Raw genomic sequence first — 16,387 nt, 5'->3', positions numbered from 1 at the left:
CTGCTAAAAAATAGGATCTGACCATGAAGAAGGCGACCCTGGAAGTACGCGACCTTGTCGGCATAATGGATTTCGCGGCAGTCGAAAAACGTCTCGCCGCTTTGCCCGGCGTTGCTAGCGTCGCCATGAATGCTGGCTCGACCAGCGCCACCGTCGAATTCGACGAGGCGCTGACGAATCCCCAGACTCTGGCGCGCGAGATCGAAACCTGCGGCTTTCATTGCCGGGGCGAGACCGTGCCACGGCACCTCTGCGTGCCGGGCGGCACAACCGTCCCGCCGGGGCATGCCCCGGCGCCCTCGGAACAGATGCATGGACACGCGGAGCACGCCACCGCGGTCGACGCGGCGCCCGGCAAGCGGGAAGGAACCGCCGCAGCCAAGGTGCCGCATGACGCAATGGCCCATGAGATGGGACACGGCGCCGGCAAGGACATGCAGGACATGGTCAGGGACATGCGCAATCGCTTCCTCGTCAGCCTGGTCTTCACGCTACCCATCTTCGCAATGGAGCCCATGGGCATGGGCGAGCCATGGCTCCTCCCGCCTTTCGGGCTCAGCGAAAACATTGCGATGTTCTTCCTTGCGAGCGCCGCGATCCTCTATCCGGTCTGGCCGTTCGTCGTCGCCGCCTGGCGCGCCCTGCGAAACGGCGTGCTCAACATGGCGGTACTGGTGGTGCTGAGCGTCGGCACCGGCTACCTCTTCAGTATAGGCGCGACATTCTTCTTCGAAGGCGAGCAGTTTTATGAAGCCGCGAGCGTGCTGCTGGTCTTCATCCTGCTCGGCCATTGGCTGGAGATGCGCGCGCGGGCTGGCGCGTCCGCCGCCATCCGTGCGCTGCTCAATCTCGCGCCGCCCAAGGCCAACGTCTTCCGCGATGGCAAGGAGGTTGAGGTTGCGACCGCTGACGTCGTTCTCGGCGACATCGTTGTCCTGCGGCCCGGCAACAAGCTTCCTGTCGACGGCGAAGTGATCGAGGGCGAGTCGACCATCGACGAATCGATGCTCACCGGCGAATCCATGCCGGTGACCAAGAAAGTCGGCGATGCCGTGATCGGCGCTACAATCAATAAGAGCGGCACGCTGCGCTATTGCTCGACAAAGGTGGGCGCCGACACTGCCTTGGCCCAGATCGTCAAACTGGTCCAGGAAGCACAGAATTCCAAGGCGCCGGCGCAACTGCTTGCCGACCGCGCCTCGCAATGGCTGGTGCTGGCTGCGATCGTCATTGGCCTCGTGACCTTTGCCGTCTGGTTCTGGTGGATTGGCCAGCCGCTGCTCTTTGCGATGACCCTGACCATCACGGTATTCGTCATCGCCTGTCCCGATGCTTTGGGCCTCGCCACGCCGATGGCGGTGATGGTCGGTACCGGTCTCGGAGCAGCCAACGGTATCCTGTTCAAGAATGCGTCCGCTCTCGAGGACGCGACAAAACTGAATGTGATCGTCTTCGACAAGACCGGCACGCTGACCAGGGGTCAGCCCAAGGTCGTCGAAATCGTTGCCGCGCCCGGTGTTTCGCCCGACGAAGTTCTGCAAATCGCGGCTGCGGTGGATCAGGGATCGGATCACCCGCTGGCCGTCGCCATCGTCGAGCGGGCCAAGGACCTGAAGCTTCCCAAGGTTTCGGGCTTTCTGAACATCGAAGGCAAGGGCGCCAGCGCCGCTATCGGTGGAGATCAGGTGTTCCTCGGCAACCGGCGTCTCATGGACGAGCAGAAGATCGACCTCTTGGCGCTCGGCGAGAAGGCTGAAGCGCTCAAGGGCGAAGGCCGCACCGTCATTCATGTGGCGCGATCGGGAAAACTTCTTGGACTGATCGCCATCGCCGATGCGCCGCGCCCGACCGCCATCGCGACCATCAAGAAGCTCCACGAGCAGGGCGTCCGCGTCGCCATGCTCACCGGCGACAATGCCGGCACCGCCAAGCGTATCGCCGGCATTCTCGGCATCGACATCGTCCTGGCCGATGTTCTGCCCGGCCAGAAAGCTGAAAAGATCAAGGAGTTGCAGGGACAGGGCCTCAAGGTCGGCATGGTCGGCGACGGTGTCAACGACGCGCCAGCCCTGACGCAGGCCGATGTCGGCTTCGCGATCGGTGCAGGCACCGACGTGGCGATCGAAAGCGCCGATATCGTGCTGATGAAGAGCGATCCCTATGACGTCGTCGGGGCGATGACCTTGTCACGGGCCACCCTTCGCAAGATGCATCAGAACCTGTGGTGGGCTGTCGGCTATAATGTCATCGCCTTCCCGCTCGCGGCCGGCGTGTTATATCCCTTCCTTTTAAGCCCCGAGATCGCCGCGCTGGCAATGTCGGGCAGCTCGGCGCTGGTCGCTGTTAATGCGCTTCTGCTCAAACGAACCAGGCTCGAGGGCATCCGTCCGGCCGCATCGACTGCCGCAAGCGCCGCTCATGAGCAGCCGACCGGCGCCCCGGCATGAGCGGGACCGCAAAACCTCCCCTGCCTTTGTCGTCGAGGGTTCTGGGCGCACTTCTGGCTTCGTCCTTCATCGTCGCGCTCGGCTATGGGATTGTCCTGCCGGTCCTGCCAACAATGGTCGAACGGCTCGCAGGCTCCGCAGATCCGACATTCGCTGCACGGCACATTGGCTTTCTGACTGCTGCCTATGTCGCCGCACCACTGGCTGTCGCGTTCCTCTGGGGACGGGTGTCGGATTTGATCGGGCGTCGACCCGTCCTTGTCGTTGGCCTGATCGGCTTCGCCGTCACCTTGGCGGCTTCGGCGCTCGCGCCGAACTTGCTGCTTCTTTATGTCGGACGAATCCTGAACGGCGGCTTCGCCGCCGCCGTAGTTCCCACAGCCCTTGCGTTCATTGCCGACACGGAAGGTGACGATGATCGGCGGGCCAGAACCTTTGGTTGGGTCAGCATGGCATCGATTGCAGGCTTCCTGCTCGGTCCCATGCTCGGTGGCCTCGCTGCCGGATGGGCTTTTGACTCGGGTAAGGCGGTGCCCCTCTTGCAGGCCGCCCCTTTTCTTCTTGCATCGGGCCTCGCCTTGGCCGCGGCAGGCGGCGTGAGGTTGATCCTGCCTGGAGGCCGAGTGACCGGCCAACCGGTAGACACGAAGAACCGCAAAACGTCGACTTTCGTGCCCGGGGAGATACGGCTGCTCGCCCTTGCCTCTGTAGCCGCGGCGGGACTTGGCGCATTCGAGGTCGGGCTCACGCTACGCAACGATGAGCTCGCAATGAGTCCCGCCGAACTGGGCTTTACGTTCGCGACCTGCAGCGTGGTGATGTTTGCGGTGCAGGGGCTTGTCTTTTCGCCGCTCGTCAAGCCGGCGGCGACGAAAGTCCTTGTCGCGCCCGCCTTCCTGGTGATGGCGATCGGTCTGGCGGTAATTCCATCAATCACCGCCTTCAGCGAGATGCTGTTCGCTGTGTCCGTCGTCGCGGCCTCCGCCGGGGTGATCAGTCCGCTGCTCGCCTTCTGGGTGTCGCGGATCACCGCGCGAAGTCAGGGCGTCGAACTCGGCATTCAGGCGGCAGCAGTGAGCCTTGGGCTGTCGGTGGGCTCCGCGGGCGCTGGTCTGCTGTTCGGCTTCAACGGCCTGCAAGGCGCAGGCTTCCTTACCGCAGCCCTGGTGATGGCACTCGCTGCGACGGCAAGCCTGAAGCTGCCGCGTCTAATTGCGCCTGTAACGGCTGATCCTCGTACCGTTCCCGCCGGGAGAATCCCGGAATGATCATTTTGCCAACTGTTCGGAGAGCCCCATGAACTCCCCAGCTTCCCTTCAATTTCTCGGCGCCGCGGGAACCGTGACCGGATCGCGGTACCTGCTCGAAACGAATGGGCGCCGCGTCCTCATCGATTGCGGCCTCTTCCAGGGTTACAAGCAGCTCCGCGATCGCAATCGCGCGGCGTTCCCGGTGCCGCCTGAAACGATCGACACGGTGCTGCTGACACACGCGCATCTGGATCATTCCGGCTACATTCCCGCGCTCGTGCGCAATGGCTTTCGCGGCAAGGTGATATGCACTCCCGCCACCGCGGAACTGTGCTCGCTTTTGCTTCCGGACAGCGGCCACCTTCAGGAAGAGGAAGCACGATTTGCCAAGAAGCGGGGCTATTCCAAGCATGCCGACCCTCAGCCGCTTTACACTCTCGAAGATGCCAAGGCCTCACTCGAACACATCGCGACCCAGGACTTCGACAAGGAATTTGAAGTCGGGCGCGGCATTCGCGCCCGCTTCCTTCACGCGGGGCATCTGCTTGGCGCCGCACAGATCAGAGTCGACATCGCCGGAACGACTGTGCATTTCAGCGGCGACATCGGACGCGCGCAAGACCCGCTGATGCGGCCACCACTACCGCTGGCTGAGGCGGACATACTGGTTTGCGAGTCCACCTACGGCAACCGCAAACACCGACGGATCGACGCGGAAGCGGAGCTTGCCCCGGTGATCCGGCGTGTCGCCGGTCGAGGCGGCGTGATCGTCATTCCGGCTTTCGCAGTGGGCCGCGCACAGGGCATTATGCTGCAAATTGCACGGCTTCGACAGCGCGATGAGATTCCGGCCGTACCCGTTTTCCTCAACAGCCCGATGGCAATCAACGCCACGGATATCTATCACCGCTTTCATGACGAGCACCACGTCAGCGTGGAAGAGTGCCGCGCAATGTACTCGATCGCGACGCTGGTGCGATCGGTCGAGGAATCGAAAGCGCTGAACCTCAGGCGGGGGCCGATGATCATCGTTTCGGCAAGCGGCATGCTCACGGGCGGGCGCGTGCTGCACCATCTTCAAGCCTTCGGATCAGATGCACGCAATGCGATCCTGCTCTCCGGCTTCCAGGCTGGCGGCACGCGAGGTGCTGCCCTGGCGGCCGGCGCCGACCACCTGCGGATGTTTGGACAAGACGTGCCTATCCGCGCGGAAGTCGTTCAGCTAGAGAGCTTTTCCGGTCACGCGGATGCAGACGAGATTCTCGACTGGATGCGGAATGCCCGCCGCGCACCGGCAATGACCTACCTCACGCACGGCGAACTGGATTCCGCCGATACGCTGCGCGGGCGCATCAATCGCGAACTCAAATGGCAAGCGCGTGTGCCGGAACACCTCGAGCGGATCGATCTGGAGCAGCCGGCATGAGTGACGCCCATAGCCGGCTACGCCTCGTCCGAGCCGGCATCGACACATACCAGCAACCGGTCGTCTATATGCATCGCGATTGCCACGTCTGCCGGTCCGAAGGCTTCACGGCGCTCACCCGGGTTCTGGCGCGTAGCGGCGATCGCGAACTGGTTGCCACACTCAACGTCGTTGTCGACAATCGCCTCGACCTGGACGTCGCTGCCTTGTCCGAAGCCGCCTGGGCATTGCTCCAGCCAAGCCCCGATGCATGGGCCCTCTTCAGTCACCCCGAACCGCCCGCGTCGGCGCCGGCTTTGCGGGCGAAGGTCTTCGGCCAGCGGCTCGGCGAGACGGATTTCCTCGCCATCATGCGCGACACCGTCAACAACCGTTTGTCAGACATCGAACTGACCGCGTTCGTCACGGCATGTGCCGGCGAGCGGCTCGATAATGAGGAGACGATTGCACTGACGAAGGCAATGCTCGCGGTTGGAGAGCGTATCGATTGGGGCAGCGGCGCGGTGCTGGACAAGCATTGTGTCGGCGGCCTTCCGGGGAATCGCACCACGCCCATCGTCGTTGCAATCGTTGCCGCCGCCGGCCACCGGATTCCAAAAACGTCCTCACGTGCCATCACATCTCCTGCCGGCACCGCCGACGCGATGGAGGTGATGGCGCCGGTAGCGCTCGATCTCGATGCCATGCGAAACGTGGTCGAGCGCGAAGGGGGTTGCATCGTCTGGGGCGGAAACGTCCGGCTCAGCCCAGCCGACGACATACTGATCCGCATCGAGCGTCCACTCGACTTCGACAGCGACGGACAACTCGTCGCTAGCGTGCTTTCGAAGAAGGCCGCCGCCGGCTCCACCCACGTGCTTATCGACATTCCCGTCGGGCCGACCGCCAAGGTGCGTTCCGTCGCGGCGGCAGCTTCTCTTGAAGCACGCCTGCGTGAGACGGCACAGGCGCTCGGACTTAACCTCTCTGTGCTGCGAACCGATGGAAGCCAACCTGTTGGCTACGGCATCGGTCCGGCTCTCGAGGCGCGAGACGTGCTGAGCGTGCTGCGCAATGACGTTGACGCCCCCCGGGATCTCCGAAGCCGTGCGCTCGACCTTGCCGCCGCCTTGCTCGATGCCGCACCCGGAGCCGTCCCCGGCAAAGGGCGGACCATTGCTCGCACTCTGCTCGACGGCGGCGCTGCGCTCACAAAGTTTCTCGCGATCTGCGAGGCGCAGGGCGGCTTTACCGAGCCGGGCGCGGCCCCTCACGCCAGGCCGGTTCTCGCCAACCGAACCGGCCAGATCCAGGCAATCGACAACCGTCGACTTGCCAAGGTAGCCAAGCTCGCCGGCGCTCCAGGCAGCGCCACAGCTGGAATCTACACCCGTGTTAGGATTGGCGACAGCATCCAGGCCGGTGAGCCGCTGTTTCACATCCATGCCCACTCGCCTGGAGAACTGGAATACGCGTTAGCGTATGCCGCGGCTCATCCGGACATATTCGGGATCGGAGCCGCCGAATGACCCGCATGCTGCTTCCTTTCCCACTGCAGCGTAGGCTGACAGAGGCGATGGCTCCAATGCTGGCCGCGCGAAATGGACGGCTCGACTGGCGTCATTTTCCCGATGGCGAATCCCTCGTCACGATCGAGGAAGACCTGGACGGCATTGATGTCGCTCTCGTCGCCAGCTTGCGCAATCCCGACGAACTTGCGCTTCCGCTACGGTTCGCCGCGGCGACAGCGCGCGAGTTCGGCGCCCGCTCCGTCGGACTGATCGCGCCCTATCTGGCTTACATGCGCCAGGATAAGCGGTTCAATCCCGGCGAAGCCGTCAGCGCGCCATTGTTCGCGCGATTTCTCGAAGAGAGTTTCGATTGGCTGGTGACGGCGGATCCCCATCTACACAGAAATCCCGAGCTTTCCGGGCTGTACCGCATCCCGGTCCGTCGTGTGGCGACAGCACCTCTGATCGCCGACTGGCTGCGAGACAATCTTCCCAACGCGATCCTCATAGGCCCAGACAGCGAAAGCGAACAATGGGTGTCCGACATCGCCAAGCGAGCCGGTTTTCCCTATCAGGTATTGACGAAAACCCGCCGGGGTGACCGTGACGTCGAGGTGAGCCTTCCCTCGATCGATGCCGCTGTCAGCCGAACACCCGTCATTGTCGACGACATCGTCTCGTCGGGACGGACCTCGATCGAAACCCTCGGTCACCTGAGGCGGCTGGGTCTTCCTCCAGCCGTATGCGTCGTCATCCACCCCGTATTCGCTCAGAACGCCTACGAGCAACTGCTCGCGGCCGGGCCTGCCCGGGTCGTAAGCACGGACTCAATTCCCCACCCATCAAATGCGATTTCCCTAGCCGGACTTCTGGCCCAGGCCGGCATCGAAATGTTCAAAGACGCTTCGCCAAAGGAAAGATCGTGACCATAATGCCCGCAGACCTGCATGTATCCAGATGGATCGACGTTGCACCAGGCGAGAACGGATAACGGCCATGTCCGACACCGTGTTCACCGCGAAAGCACTGACCAAAACCTATGTTTCCGGCGAAACGCAGGTGCTTGCCCTGCGCACAGTGGACCTGGAAATCTTTGCTGGAGAAGTGGTCGTTCTGCTCGGCCCGTCGGGCAGCGGGAAGTCGACCCTCTTCAACATCATGGGTGGGCTTGATCATGCCACCAGCGGCCAATTGTTCTTCAGGGATCTCGAGCTGACCAACCTCGATGATCGAAGCCTTACAGCCTATCGTCGCCAGCACGTCGGGTTCGTGTTCCAGTTCTACAATCTGATTCCCAGCCTCACAGCCTATGAAAACGTCGCACTGGTGACCGAGATCTCCGATCACCCGATGCGTCCCGACGAAGCCCTCGCGCTCGTCGGGCTCGAGGCGCGCATGCACCACTTCCCGGCACAGCTCTCGGGCGGCGAACAGCAACGCGTGGCCATTGCCCGGGCGATAGCCAAACGGCCTGAGGTGCTGCTCTGCGACGAGCCGACAGGCGCCCTGGATTCGAAGACAGGCATTCGGGTGATCGAGGCGCTGCTGGGCATCAATGCACAGCTCGGCACCACGGTCCTCATCATAACGCACAACGCCAGCATCCAGGATGTCGCCGACCGCGTCTTGTTCTTCGCCGACGGTCAAATCTCGAGAATTCACAAGAACGAGGCGCGCCGAACTGCCGCCGAGCTTGTCTGGTGATCCGATGCGCACACTGGATATAAAGCTCTTTCGGGATCTTGTACGGCTGTGGGCCCAGGCGCTTGCGATCGCTCTCGTCATTGCCGGCGGAGTGGCGACCCTCATTCTGGCTGTCGGCTCCTACCGGTCCCTCGACGAAACGCGTGCCGCCTACTACGAACGCTACAGGTTTGCGGACGTCTTTGCCGCGGCGCGGCGCGCGCCGAGGACCCTTGTCGACCAGATCGCGGAAATTTCAGGCGTTGCCAGCGTCGACGCGCGCATCGTCAAGCTCGCCCTGCTCGACATACCGAACTATTCCGAGCCCGCCACCGGACAAGTCATTTCGCTGCCAGAGCTCGGCGAGCCCGCGCTCAACCAGCTCTATATGAGAGAAGGTCGCGCGCCGGAACCGGGACGGGCCGACGAGGCCGTTGTCAATGAGGGCTTTGCCAAAGCCCATGGCTTCACGCCGGGATCCCGCTTCTCGGCAATATTGAACGGCCGCAAGCGCGAACTGGTGGTTGTTGGCATCGCCTTGTCACCCGAGTTCATCTACGCGGTCGGGCCGGGCGACATCATGCCGGACGACCGCCGCTTCGGCATCATCTGGATGTCGGAGAGGGCACTTGCCAGCGTCTACGACCTCGATGACGCGTTTTCGTCCGTGGCGGTGAAGCTGTTGCGGGGCGCTTCCGAGCGCGATGTTATCATGCGCCTCGACGCGATACTCGACCGCTACGGCGGACGGGCAGCCCACGGACGGAAGGACCAGACCTCCCATGCGTGGCTCGACCACGAACTCGACATGCTCAGCAATATGAGCCGGACGCTGCCGCCAATTTTCCTTCTGGTATCGGCATTCCTGGTCAATCTCACTCTCACTCGACTCGTGGCGCTGGAGCGCGAGCAGATCGGGCTCATGAAAGCGTTGGGATACCGCAACGCCAGCATCGTCACGCATTACCTCAAGTTCGTCATGGTCATCGCAGCCATCGGCATAGTGATCGGCGCCGCAACGGGCACGTGGCTGGGGATACGGATTACCAATCTATTCGGAGACTTTTTCCATTTTCCGTTTCTCGTGTTCACCAGAAGCCCGGATCTCTACGTCGTCGCCGCGGCGCTGAGCCTCATTGCCGCGGCAATAGGCGCTCTGCGCGCCCTTCGTGATGTCGTGAGGCTGGCGCCGGCCGTCGCGATGCAACCACCCGCGCCGCCGCGCTTTCGGCGGCTGCTGCCCGCCAATTTCACGCTCGACAAGTTCGTCTCGCAACCGACCATGATGATGTTGCGCAACATCACGCGCCATCCGGTCAGGTCTTCATTCACGATGCTCGGAATGGCGCTCGCGACGGCGATCCTCGTTGTTTCGCTTTTTACTCGCGATACGATGGAGGAACTCATCGATGTGACATTCTTCCTGGCCGATCGGCAGGACGCCACCGTCAGCTTCGTGGAAAAACGCCCGCAGGACGTTATCATGCAGATCGCGCGGCTTCCGGGTGTTCTCGCAGTTGAGCCCTCGCGGGAGGTCCCGGTCCGCATACGGAACGGAACTATCGAGCGTCGAATCGTGATCAGCGGCAGGCCGCTCAACGCTGATCTCAATCGCATTATCGACGCTGACCTGCGACCCGTCGTGCTGCCGGACATGGGTTTGGCGCTTTCCAGCATGCTCGCTCAGGTCCTCGGGGTCGAGCTTGGCGAGTCGGTCGAGATCGACCTGCTCGAAGGGACGCGGCGGACCGTCTCTCTTCGTGTGACCGCACTAATCGAGGACTATTTCGGCATCCGGGGCATGATGGACGCCGACGCGCTCGCCCGCCTCATGCGCGAAGCACCGACGGTGAACAGCGTCAATGTGAGCCTCGACGCAAGCGCACACGACATGTTCTATGCCGCCGTCAAAGGTATGCCGGTCGTCAGCGGTTTGGCTTTGCAGCGGGTCTCGCTGGCGAATTTCCGCGAGGCGATCGCCTTGCTCATCACAACTATGGCAGGCATCTACACGGGCCTTGCAGCCGTCATCGCTTTCGGCGTCGTCTACAATAGCGCGCGTATTTCGCTTTCGGAACGCGCGCGCGAGTTGGCCAGCCTGCGTGTCCTCGGCTTCACCCGGGGAGAAGTGTTGCGCATCCTGCTTCTCGAACTGGCCCTGCTGACATTGCTCGCGCAGCCACCGGGCTGGGTCATGGGTTACGGCCTTGCCTGGATCATGCAAACCAACCTGGCCGGCGAATTGATGAGGGTGCGCCTGGTCGTTGAGCAGCCCACTTATGTCTTCGCCAGCGCGATCGTGATTGCCGCAGCCGTGCTTTCCGCACTCGTCGTACGCCGGCGCATCAACAGACTGGACCTTGTCACCGTTCTCAAGACGCGAGATTGAACCATGCGCACGATTTCGATGAAGCGAACCGTAGGGGCTGTGGCCCTTGCGGTGTTGGCCGCCGGCGCGGTCTGGTTCGCGTGGCCACGGCCCGTCGCAGTGGATCTGGCAACGGTGGCGAAAGGTCCCATGGAGGTCACGATCGACGACGAGGCCAAGACACGCGTACGCCACGTGTATGTTGTGTCTGCGCCAATCGCCGGAAAGGTCCTCAGAATCTCTCCGCCTCGCCATGTCGGGGACCAGGTCGCCGTCGACGAAACGATGGCGGTGATGCAACCGTCTGTGCCAAGCTTTCACGATGCCCGCACGCACGAAGAGCTGCAGGCGGCGCTGGCGGCTACCGAAGCGACAATTACGCTCGCCGAAGCCGAAGCGCGCCGGATCGAGGCGGCGCTCAAATTTTCGCGCACGGAACTGCAGAGGGCGGAAGCGCTCGCGCGGACCGAGGCGATCTCTCTCAAGGTCCTGGACAAGGCGAGATTCGACGTCGAAATCAATCAAGCTGCTTTGGCGAGCGCGAAGGCGCAGGTCGAAGTCCGGCGCAACGAACGTGCCAGCGTCGCGGCGCGACTCGGCGAACCGTCCGGAGCCTTAGTTGAATCAGATCCTGCCTGCTGCATCCAGCTGCGCACTCCTGTTACCGGCCGTATCCTGAAGATCATTCAGGAGAGCGAAGCGGTGGTGCAAGCAGGCGCCCCGCTGATCGAGATCGGCGATCCGCGCGACCTCGAGATCGTCGCCGACCTTCTGTCGACCGACGCTGTCCGGATCAAGCCCGGCGCACCTGTCCGGATCGATGGCTGGGGCGGATCATCCATCCGTGGCCAGGTGACACGGGTGGACCCGGCGGGGTTCGTCAAGGTCTCCGCGCTCGGCATCGAGGAGCAAAGGGTCCGCACGATCATCGATTTCGTCGATCCTCCCGAAGCATGGTCGCCGCTTGGTCACGATTACCGGGTGATCGTGCATGTCACGACCTGGAGAGCCGAGGACGTCCTGACCGTACCGGTCGCGGCTCTCTTTCGAAAAGGCGAGGACTGGGCTGTCTTCGCAGTGAAAGACGGCGCCGCACGCGCCATTGCCATCAAGATCGGACAGCGCAACGGCCGAATGGCCGAGGTGCAGTCCGGCATCACCGCCGGGGACCATGTCGTGCTGCACCCAAGCGACAGGGTCAAGGACGGCGTGATCGTGACCGAGCGCGATACGTTAGATTGAAAAGCAAACATGGCGGCGCCTTCCGATGAGGCCTTCAGCCGGTATCGTTTTTCGCCGGGATTCGGTGCTGACTTTGATCTTGGACAACGCAGGACGGTCCCCATTGCGCCGGCCCGCGACCGGTGGATGGATTCAAACCGGTTGGCTCGAAACCTGCGGGAACTCCGTCAGCCAGCCGCCCTCGAACCCCGCCCTTTGCAAGCCGCTGCGGATGTGCGGGCATGAGCGCATCAATCGCCACAACAGGCTGCTGCGTTCGTTCTCGATCATCAGGACGATGGGGCCTTCGTTTAGGCCGAAGTGCCAAGGCGAGATCCACCAACCAAAGTTGTTATCCGGCGATCCCGGGTGCGTCGGATTGAAGGCTGCCTTGAAGCCATAGGCGTTGGCCGCCTTGAGCTTGGCCTGATGGATGCAGAAAGCGATCGCCGGTCGGACGATTTCCGGAGCGAACGGCAAAGAGGCTACGATGGCCCAGGGAGCCAGCGTGCCGTCGTCGGGACCATACGGGACGCCGCGCCCGACATAGTCCTCGAACCGGCGCTCGATACCGTTCAGCTTGAGTGTGGAGGGACCCGGTCCCTCGCTCGCGGTAAGGCCCCAGCAATGTTCGCCATAGCCGTCGAAACCACGCGGGTTTTCGATAGCGTAGCGTTGCTGGACGTGGGTGGCGCGCCGGCTGTTCTCGAAATAATCGCTTCCCTTGCTGCGCATGAAGGGATCCTGGAGACCGCGAAAGTCGATCCACACATGCGAGAGCTGATGGACGAACAGCGGTCCCGCATAGAGGTAGTCGTAGCCGTAGCAGTGCTCCCAGCGGAAGGTGGCCGTCCAGGCCGCGTAGCTGGTCGAGGGTAGAGGATGCGTCGGCGAGCCGAGCCCCAGGACATAGAGCAAAAGTGCCTCATCATATCCTTCCCAGCGGTACTTCAGGAATCCGCGCTCGGGTGTCCATCCGTGGCTGACGGTTTCTCCCCCGTCCTGCGCCCAGCGCCAATCGGCTCGGCGATAGAGCGCATCGGCCAATGTGCGGATCTCGGCTTCGGCTTGCGTGTTCGCATCGAAAAACGCCGCCGCGGCCAGCGCGCCGGCCAACAAAAAGGTGCTGTCAATGGTCGACAGCTCGCACTGCCAGGCTCGCCGGCCGGTCTGCATATCCAGGAAGTGATAGTAAAAACCGCGATGTCCCGTGGCGTCCGGCGCCGGCCCATGCGGGCTGTTCCAGAAGAAGCGCAGCGTTGCCAAAGTGCGTTCCGTGGCGGCGCTCCGGCTCATGAATCCGCGTTCGACGCCCACCGGATAGCAGGCCAGCGCAAGGCCGGTGGCGGCGATGCTTGCGGGCCAGTTCGTTTCGGTTTTATCGCGAATGAGGCCGTTGGCGGGGTTCGCTTCATGGATGAAGTAGTCGAACGTCTCCCGCTGTAGCGTTGCCAGGTCGTCTTGTATGGCGGAGTTGCTCACGATGTCACCTGGCAGGTTTTCGAAGGATGCTTTCGCCTAGCATCGGCCGCCTGTGTGGAGCTAGGCAAGGGACAGGTGGTCGAAGACACCCTTGACGCCCCTTACGCCCTCGGCAACCACGCGGACGGCATCTCGCTCACTTTGCGAGGAGACCGCTCCCGATACATGCACCAGGCCGTCGGCGACGGTAAGGTCCAACTCACCTCCTTTGATGCCTGCGTCTTCTCGCAGCCGTGTAAGGATGCTGCGACGGATCGCGTCATCACCGGGCGCCGTAGCGTCGAATGTCGCTGTGATGAGAATACGCAGGAGGTCGGTTCGGCTGACGATCCCAACCAGGTGCTCCTCTTTCATCATCGGTACGCGCTTGATGCCGCGCTCCACCATAAGCGCAGCGATTCGAGGCAGCGGCGTTTCCTCGTCGACCTTGGCTGGATCGGAGGTCATCACATCCGCCACTTTCCAGCTGTGGCTTTTCACGTAAGCGCCCGCGTGGTTCTCCTCCGTGCTGAACTGCCGATCGACCGGCGCCAGCGCCTGGGCACCAAGTTCTGATCTGCGCATCAGATCGCCCTCGGTGATGATGCCGACCACGCGGCCGGCATCATCAATCACGGGCAGACCGCTGATACGGTGGTTCAGCATTATCCGCGCTGCATGCCTGACACTGTGGTCGGTCGAAACGCTGACTACGTCCACGGTCATCACGTCTTTTGCCTTCATCTGCCTGATCCCTAAGCGTATGGAATTTGCTCTCGGCGTCGCGTAACCGACGTTGCCACTCACCGTTTCAAGCCGCGCCCCCGGTAAGAGGCAGACTAGCTCGGGATCGCGGAAGGTTTCTTGATACACGTCAAGGAAACGCGGCTGATTTACCAGCAGCTAGGGCGATTGCGGCTGAGAGAGAGCATAGAAAGCGGGAAGGACAACGGCGATGGTGTTCATTGGGGGCGAAGCCTGGGCGATCGCCTACCTGGCGGTTGAATGGTCGATCCGCCGCGTGATGATTGTGGTCGTGCCCTTGCGGCGTTCTCCCGACGCCTCGCGGAGTTGGCTTCTGCTGGTATTTTTCCTGCCGATTCCGGCGCTTGTCATCTACCTTCTCATCGGAAGACCTACTTACCCGCGCTGGCGTCGCCAACGCTTTGTCAGATTGCCGGCCGTCCTCGCGGCTGCGTCCAGGGAGATTGCCCATTCCCGCTTCTGCCGCCGTCCCGACCTGCCGGGCACACTGGCAGGGCCAGCTCTTCTGATCGAAAAGCTCGGGCAATTCCCGGCACTCGCCGGAAACGACGTCAAGCTTCTCTCCGAATATGAGGACGTGATCGACCGAATCGTCGCCGACGTCGACCAGGCACAACAAACAGTCCATCTTCTGTTCTACATCTTTGCCGACGACGAGACCGGCCGGCGCGTAATGGACTCGCTGGACCGGGCCGCGAGACGAGGTGTCAGGTGCCGGGTTCTGATCGATGCCATCGGGTCGCGGCAATGGGCGCAGCGGGTGTCGAAGCTGCTCGCCCCGGCTGGCGTTGAGGTTCGTCTCGCACTTCGGGTCGGCCTTTTCCGGCGCAGGTCGGCACGCGCCGATCTGCGCAATCACCGGAAGATTGCCATCATCGACAGCCGTGTCGGCTATGTTGGCTCGCAGAACATCACCAATGCCGTGTCTAGCTGGAACATCGCCAATGAAGAACTGGTCGCGCAAGTGGTCGGTCCGATAACGGCGGAACTCCAAGCCGTTTTTATCGCCGACTGGTTCATGGAAACTGACGAGGAACTGGCCATGCCCGCCTTGTTTCCGCACCATCATCCCGACGCCGGGGTCGTCGCGCAGGTTCTGCCAAGCGGCCCCGACTACCCGGATGCCGGCGTTGGACACCTCATGGCCGCGCTGGTTCACGGCGCGCGCGAGCGTGTCGTCATCACGACCCCGTACTTCGTCCCCGACGAGGCCTTCCTGCAGGCGCTCAAGACCGCGGTGTTGCGTGGAGTCGAAGTCCACCTGGTGGTTTCGTACCTGACGGATCACATTCTGGTGAAATTCGCGCAGCGATCCTATTATTCCGAACTTCTCCGGGCCGGTATCCAAGTGCATCTCTATAAGGGCCGCTTCCTGCACGCCAAGCATGTCACATTTGATGACGAGATCGCACTGCTTGGATCCAGCAACATCGACATCCGCTCCTTTGTCCTAAACGCTGAAATAAGCTTTGTTGCTTTTGACCGTGGCGTCACGGCTCAACTGCGGCGCGAACAAATCCGCTGCTTCGGCGCCAGCGAGACGCTAACGTTCGACGGTTGGGAAAAGCGCACGATCGCCCACAAGATCGGCGAGAACTTGGCGCGGCTGGCAGGTCCTCTTCTGTAAATCAGAGTTGGGGTTGATCGCTGCGTCTTTCCGTCACCAGTTGCGTCCTGCCGCCACCCTGTTTTTTCGGGATTCGGTTCTCTCTTTGACCTTGGACAAACTGGACCCTTGGCGTTCCTTCTATGATGTCGACGTATAACTTGCACATCCCGAGGACGGAATCAGGTGAGATCCGGTGCGATCCCTTTGGGGCAGTCCAGTGAGCGAGCTGGAACGCGGGCACTCGATGCGTCGCGATGGCTCGCCCTTGCCATGGCCATCCTCATGGCCGTTTCGACCATGTTTCACGACCGACACGCCCAAGCGGCTACCGCTGATGAGATTCGCTATGTCGTAGAGACCATTCACGCCGAGCCTGCGACCGGACACAGCCATGTCGGGTCCTGCGGAGAAGACCGAGCGCGGGACGACGGCAGTTGCCATGTTTCGCCATCCGGATGCGCCATCTGCGTCCCGGTATCCGCGCAGATCGTCATCGGCACAACGCTAAACGAGCCGCCGGCCTTTGCCCCATCTTCCATCTCATTGCCGGGTGACGTGCTGCTCCGGCTGCGGCCCCCCAAGGTCTCCGCGATCGCCTAAGCGCGCGCTGCCGTTCTGGTTCGTGCGCTCCACCATCAGCAATCCACGGAGTCACGGACATGAGAAC

12 protein-coding genes are annotated in these 16,387 nt (G+C 62.4%); 10 read left to right on the top strand and 2 right to left on the bottom strand.

The features are described from left to right. Nucleotides 1–23: 23 nt before the first annotated feature. The 8 genes from HNQ95_RS03750 (at nucleotide 24) to HNQ95_RS03715 (ending at nucleotide 11,906) form a co-directional block, all read left to right on the top strand. Nucleotides 24–2,447, top strand: coding sequence for a heavy metal translocating P-type ATPase (locus tag HNQ95_RS03750; protein ID WP_182573370.1), 2,424 nt, complete (start codon nucleotides 24–26; stop codon nucleotides 2,445–2,447). Beyond that, a complete protein-coding gene (locus HNQ95_RS03745) occupies nucleotides 2,444–3,715 on the top strand; it encodes an MFS transporter (RefSeq protein ID WP_246340534.1) in 1,272 nt (423 codons plus the stop codon). Before HNQ95_RS03750 ends, HNQ95_RS03745 begins: the two co-directional genes overlap by 4 nt. Before the next feature lie 28 nt (nucleotides 3,716–3,743). Beyond that, the gene (locus tag HNQ95_RS03740; RefSeq protein WP_182573371.1) at nucleotides 3,744–5,123 is read left to right on the top strand and encodes an MBL fold metallo-hydrolase RNA specificity domain-containing protein; all 1,380 of its coding nucleotides are present in this window, start codon (nucleotides 3,744–3,746) and stop codon (nucleotides 5,121–5,123) included. Further along, nucleotides 5,066–6,631, top strand: coding sequence for a thymidine phosphorylase family protein (locus HNQ95_RS03735; RefSeq protein WP_446680308.1), 1,566 nt, complete (start codon nucleotides 5,066–5,068; stop codon nucleotides 6,629–6,631). Before HNQ95_RS03740 ends, HNQ95_RS03735 begins: the two co-directional genes overlap by 58 nt. Next, nucleotides 6,628–7,539, top strand: a complete 912-nt coding sequence (locus HNQ95_RS03730; protein WP_182573373.1) for a ribose-phosphate pyrophosphokinase — start codon at nucleotides 6,628–6,630, stop codon at nucleotides 7,537–7,539. The genes HNQ95_RS03735 and HNQ95_RS03730 overlap by 4 nt, the downstream gene beginning before the upstream one ends. 70 nt (nucleotides 7,540–7,609) lie before the next feature. Continuing rightward, nucleotides 7,610–8,317 carry an ABC transporter ATP-binding protein gene (locus HNQ95_RS03725; protein ID WP_182573374.1) on the top strand — a complete coding sequence of 236 codons (708 nt, stop codon included), beginning with the start codon at nucleotides 7,610–7,612 and terminating at the stop codon, nucleotides 8,315–8,317. A gap of 4 nt (nucleotides 8,318–8,321) precedes the next feature. Then, a complete protein-coding gene (locus HNQ95_RS03720; RefSeq protein ID WP_182573375.1) occupies nucleotides 8,322–10,685 on the top strand; it encodes an ABC transporter permease in 2,364 nt (787 codons plus the stop codon). Between the two features lie 3 nt (nucleotides 10,686–10,688). Further along, entirely contained in the window at nucleotides 10,689–11,906 is a 1,218-nt protein-coding gene (locus tag HNQ95_RS03715) for an efflux RND transporter periplasmic adaptor subunit (RefSeq protein ID WP_182573376.1), read from the top strand. Nucleotides 11,907–12,038: 132 nt separating this feature from the next. Here HNQ95_RS03715 and HNQ95_RS03710 read toward each other — a convergent pair whose 3' ends face one another. Together HNQ95_RS03710 and HNQ95_RS03705 are read right to left on the bottom strand one after the other, a co-directional pair. After that, nucleotides 12,039–13,367 (bottom strand): glucoamylase family protein, encoded by a 1,329-nt coding sequence (locus HNQ95_RS03710; protein WP_182573377.1) that lies wholly within the window; start codon nucleotides 13,365–13,367, stop codon nucleotides 12,039–12,041. 60 nt (nucleotides 13,368–13,427) lie between these two features. Next, nucleotides 13,428–14,090, bottom strand: coding sequence for a CBS domain-containing protein (locus tag HNQ95_RS03705; RefSeq protein WP_182573378.1), 663 nt, complete (start codon nucleotides 14,088–14,090; stop codon nucleotides 13,428–13,430). Nucleotides 14,091–14,301: 211 nt separating this feature from the next. Here HNQ95_RS03705 and cls point away from each other — a divergent pair, with 211 nt between their 5' ends. After that, nucleotides 14,302–15,738 (top strand): cardiolipin synthase, encoded by a 1,437-nt coding sequence (cls, locus tag HNQ95_RS03700; RefSeq protein WP_182573379.1) that lies wholly within the window; start codon nucleotides 14,302–14,304, stop codon nucleotides 15,736–15,738. A 252-nt stretch (nucleotides 15,739–15,990) separates the two neighbouring features. Continuing rightward, complete coding sequence (locus tag HNQ95_RS03695) at nucleotides 15,991–16,320, top strand: hypothetical protein (RefSeq protein ID WP_182585760.1); 330 nt, start codon at nucleotides 15,991–15,993, stop codon at nucleotides 16,318–16,320. The last annotated feature ends 67 nt before the right edge of the window (nucleotides 16,321–16,387 follow it).

Source organism: Aminobacter ciceronei (assembly GCF_014138625.1).
In the GTDB taxonomy this organism is placed as follows: Bacteria; Pseudomonadota; Alphaproteobacteria; order Rhizobiales; family Rhizobiaceae; genus Aminobacter; species Aminobacter ciceronei.
This window is presented reverse-complemented; position numbering and strand designations above follow the sequence as displayed.

Bases quoted from the DNA above. Each gene is read 5' to 3' on its own strand.
- HNQ95_RS03730 (WP_182573373.1), top strand. From the start codon at position 6,628: ATGACCCGCATGCTGCTTCCTTTCCCACTGCAGCGTAGGCTGACAGAG.
- HNQ95_RS03745 (WP_246340534.1), top strand. From the start codon at position 2,444: ATGAGCGGGACCGCAAAACCTCCCCTGCCTTTGTCGTCGAGGGTTCTG.
- HNQ95_RS03725 (WP_182573374.1), top strand. From the start codon at position 7,610: ATGTCCGACACCGTGTTCACCGCGAAAGCACTGACCAAAACCTATGTT.
- HNQ95_RS03750 (WP_182573370.1), top strand. From the start codon at position 24: ATGAAGAAGGCGACCCTGGAAGTACGCGACCTTGTCGGCATAATGGAT.
- HNQ95_RS03735 (WP_446680308.1), top strand. From the start codon at position 5,066: ATGGCAAGCGCGTGTGCCGGAACACCTCGAGCGGATCGATCTGGAGCA.
- HNQ95_RS03705 (WP_182573378.1), bottom strand. From the start codon at position 14,090: ATGAAGGCAAAAGACGTGATGACCGTGGACGTAGTCAGCGTTTCGACC.
- HNQ95_RS03715 (WP_182573376.1), top strand. From the start codon at position 10,689: ATGCGCACGATTTCGATGAAGCGAACCGTAGGGGCTGTGGCCCTTGCG.
- cls (WP_182573379.1), top strand. From the start codon at position 14,302: ATGGTGTTCATTGGGGGCGAAGCCTGGGCGATCGCCTACCTGGCGGTT.
- HNQ95_RS03720 (WP_182573375.1), top strand. From the start codon at position 8,322: ATGCGCACACTGGATATAAAGCTCTTTCGGGATCTTGTACGGCTGTGG.
- HNQ95_RS03695 (WP_182585760.1), top strand. From the start codon at position 15,991: ATGGCCATCCTCATGGCCGTTTCGACCATGTTTCACGACCGACACGCC.
- HNQ95_RS03740 (WP_182573371.1), top strand. From the start codon at position 3,744: ATGAACTCCCCAGCTTCCCTTCAATTTCTCGGCGCCGCGGGAACCGTG.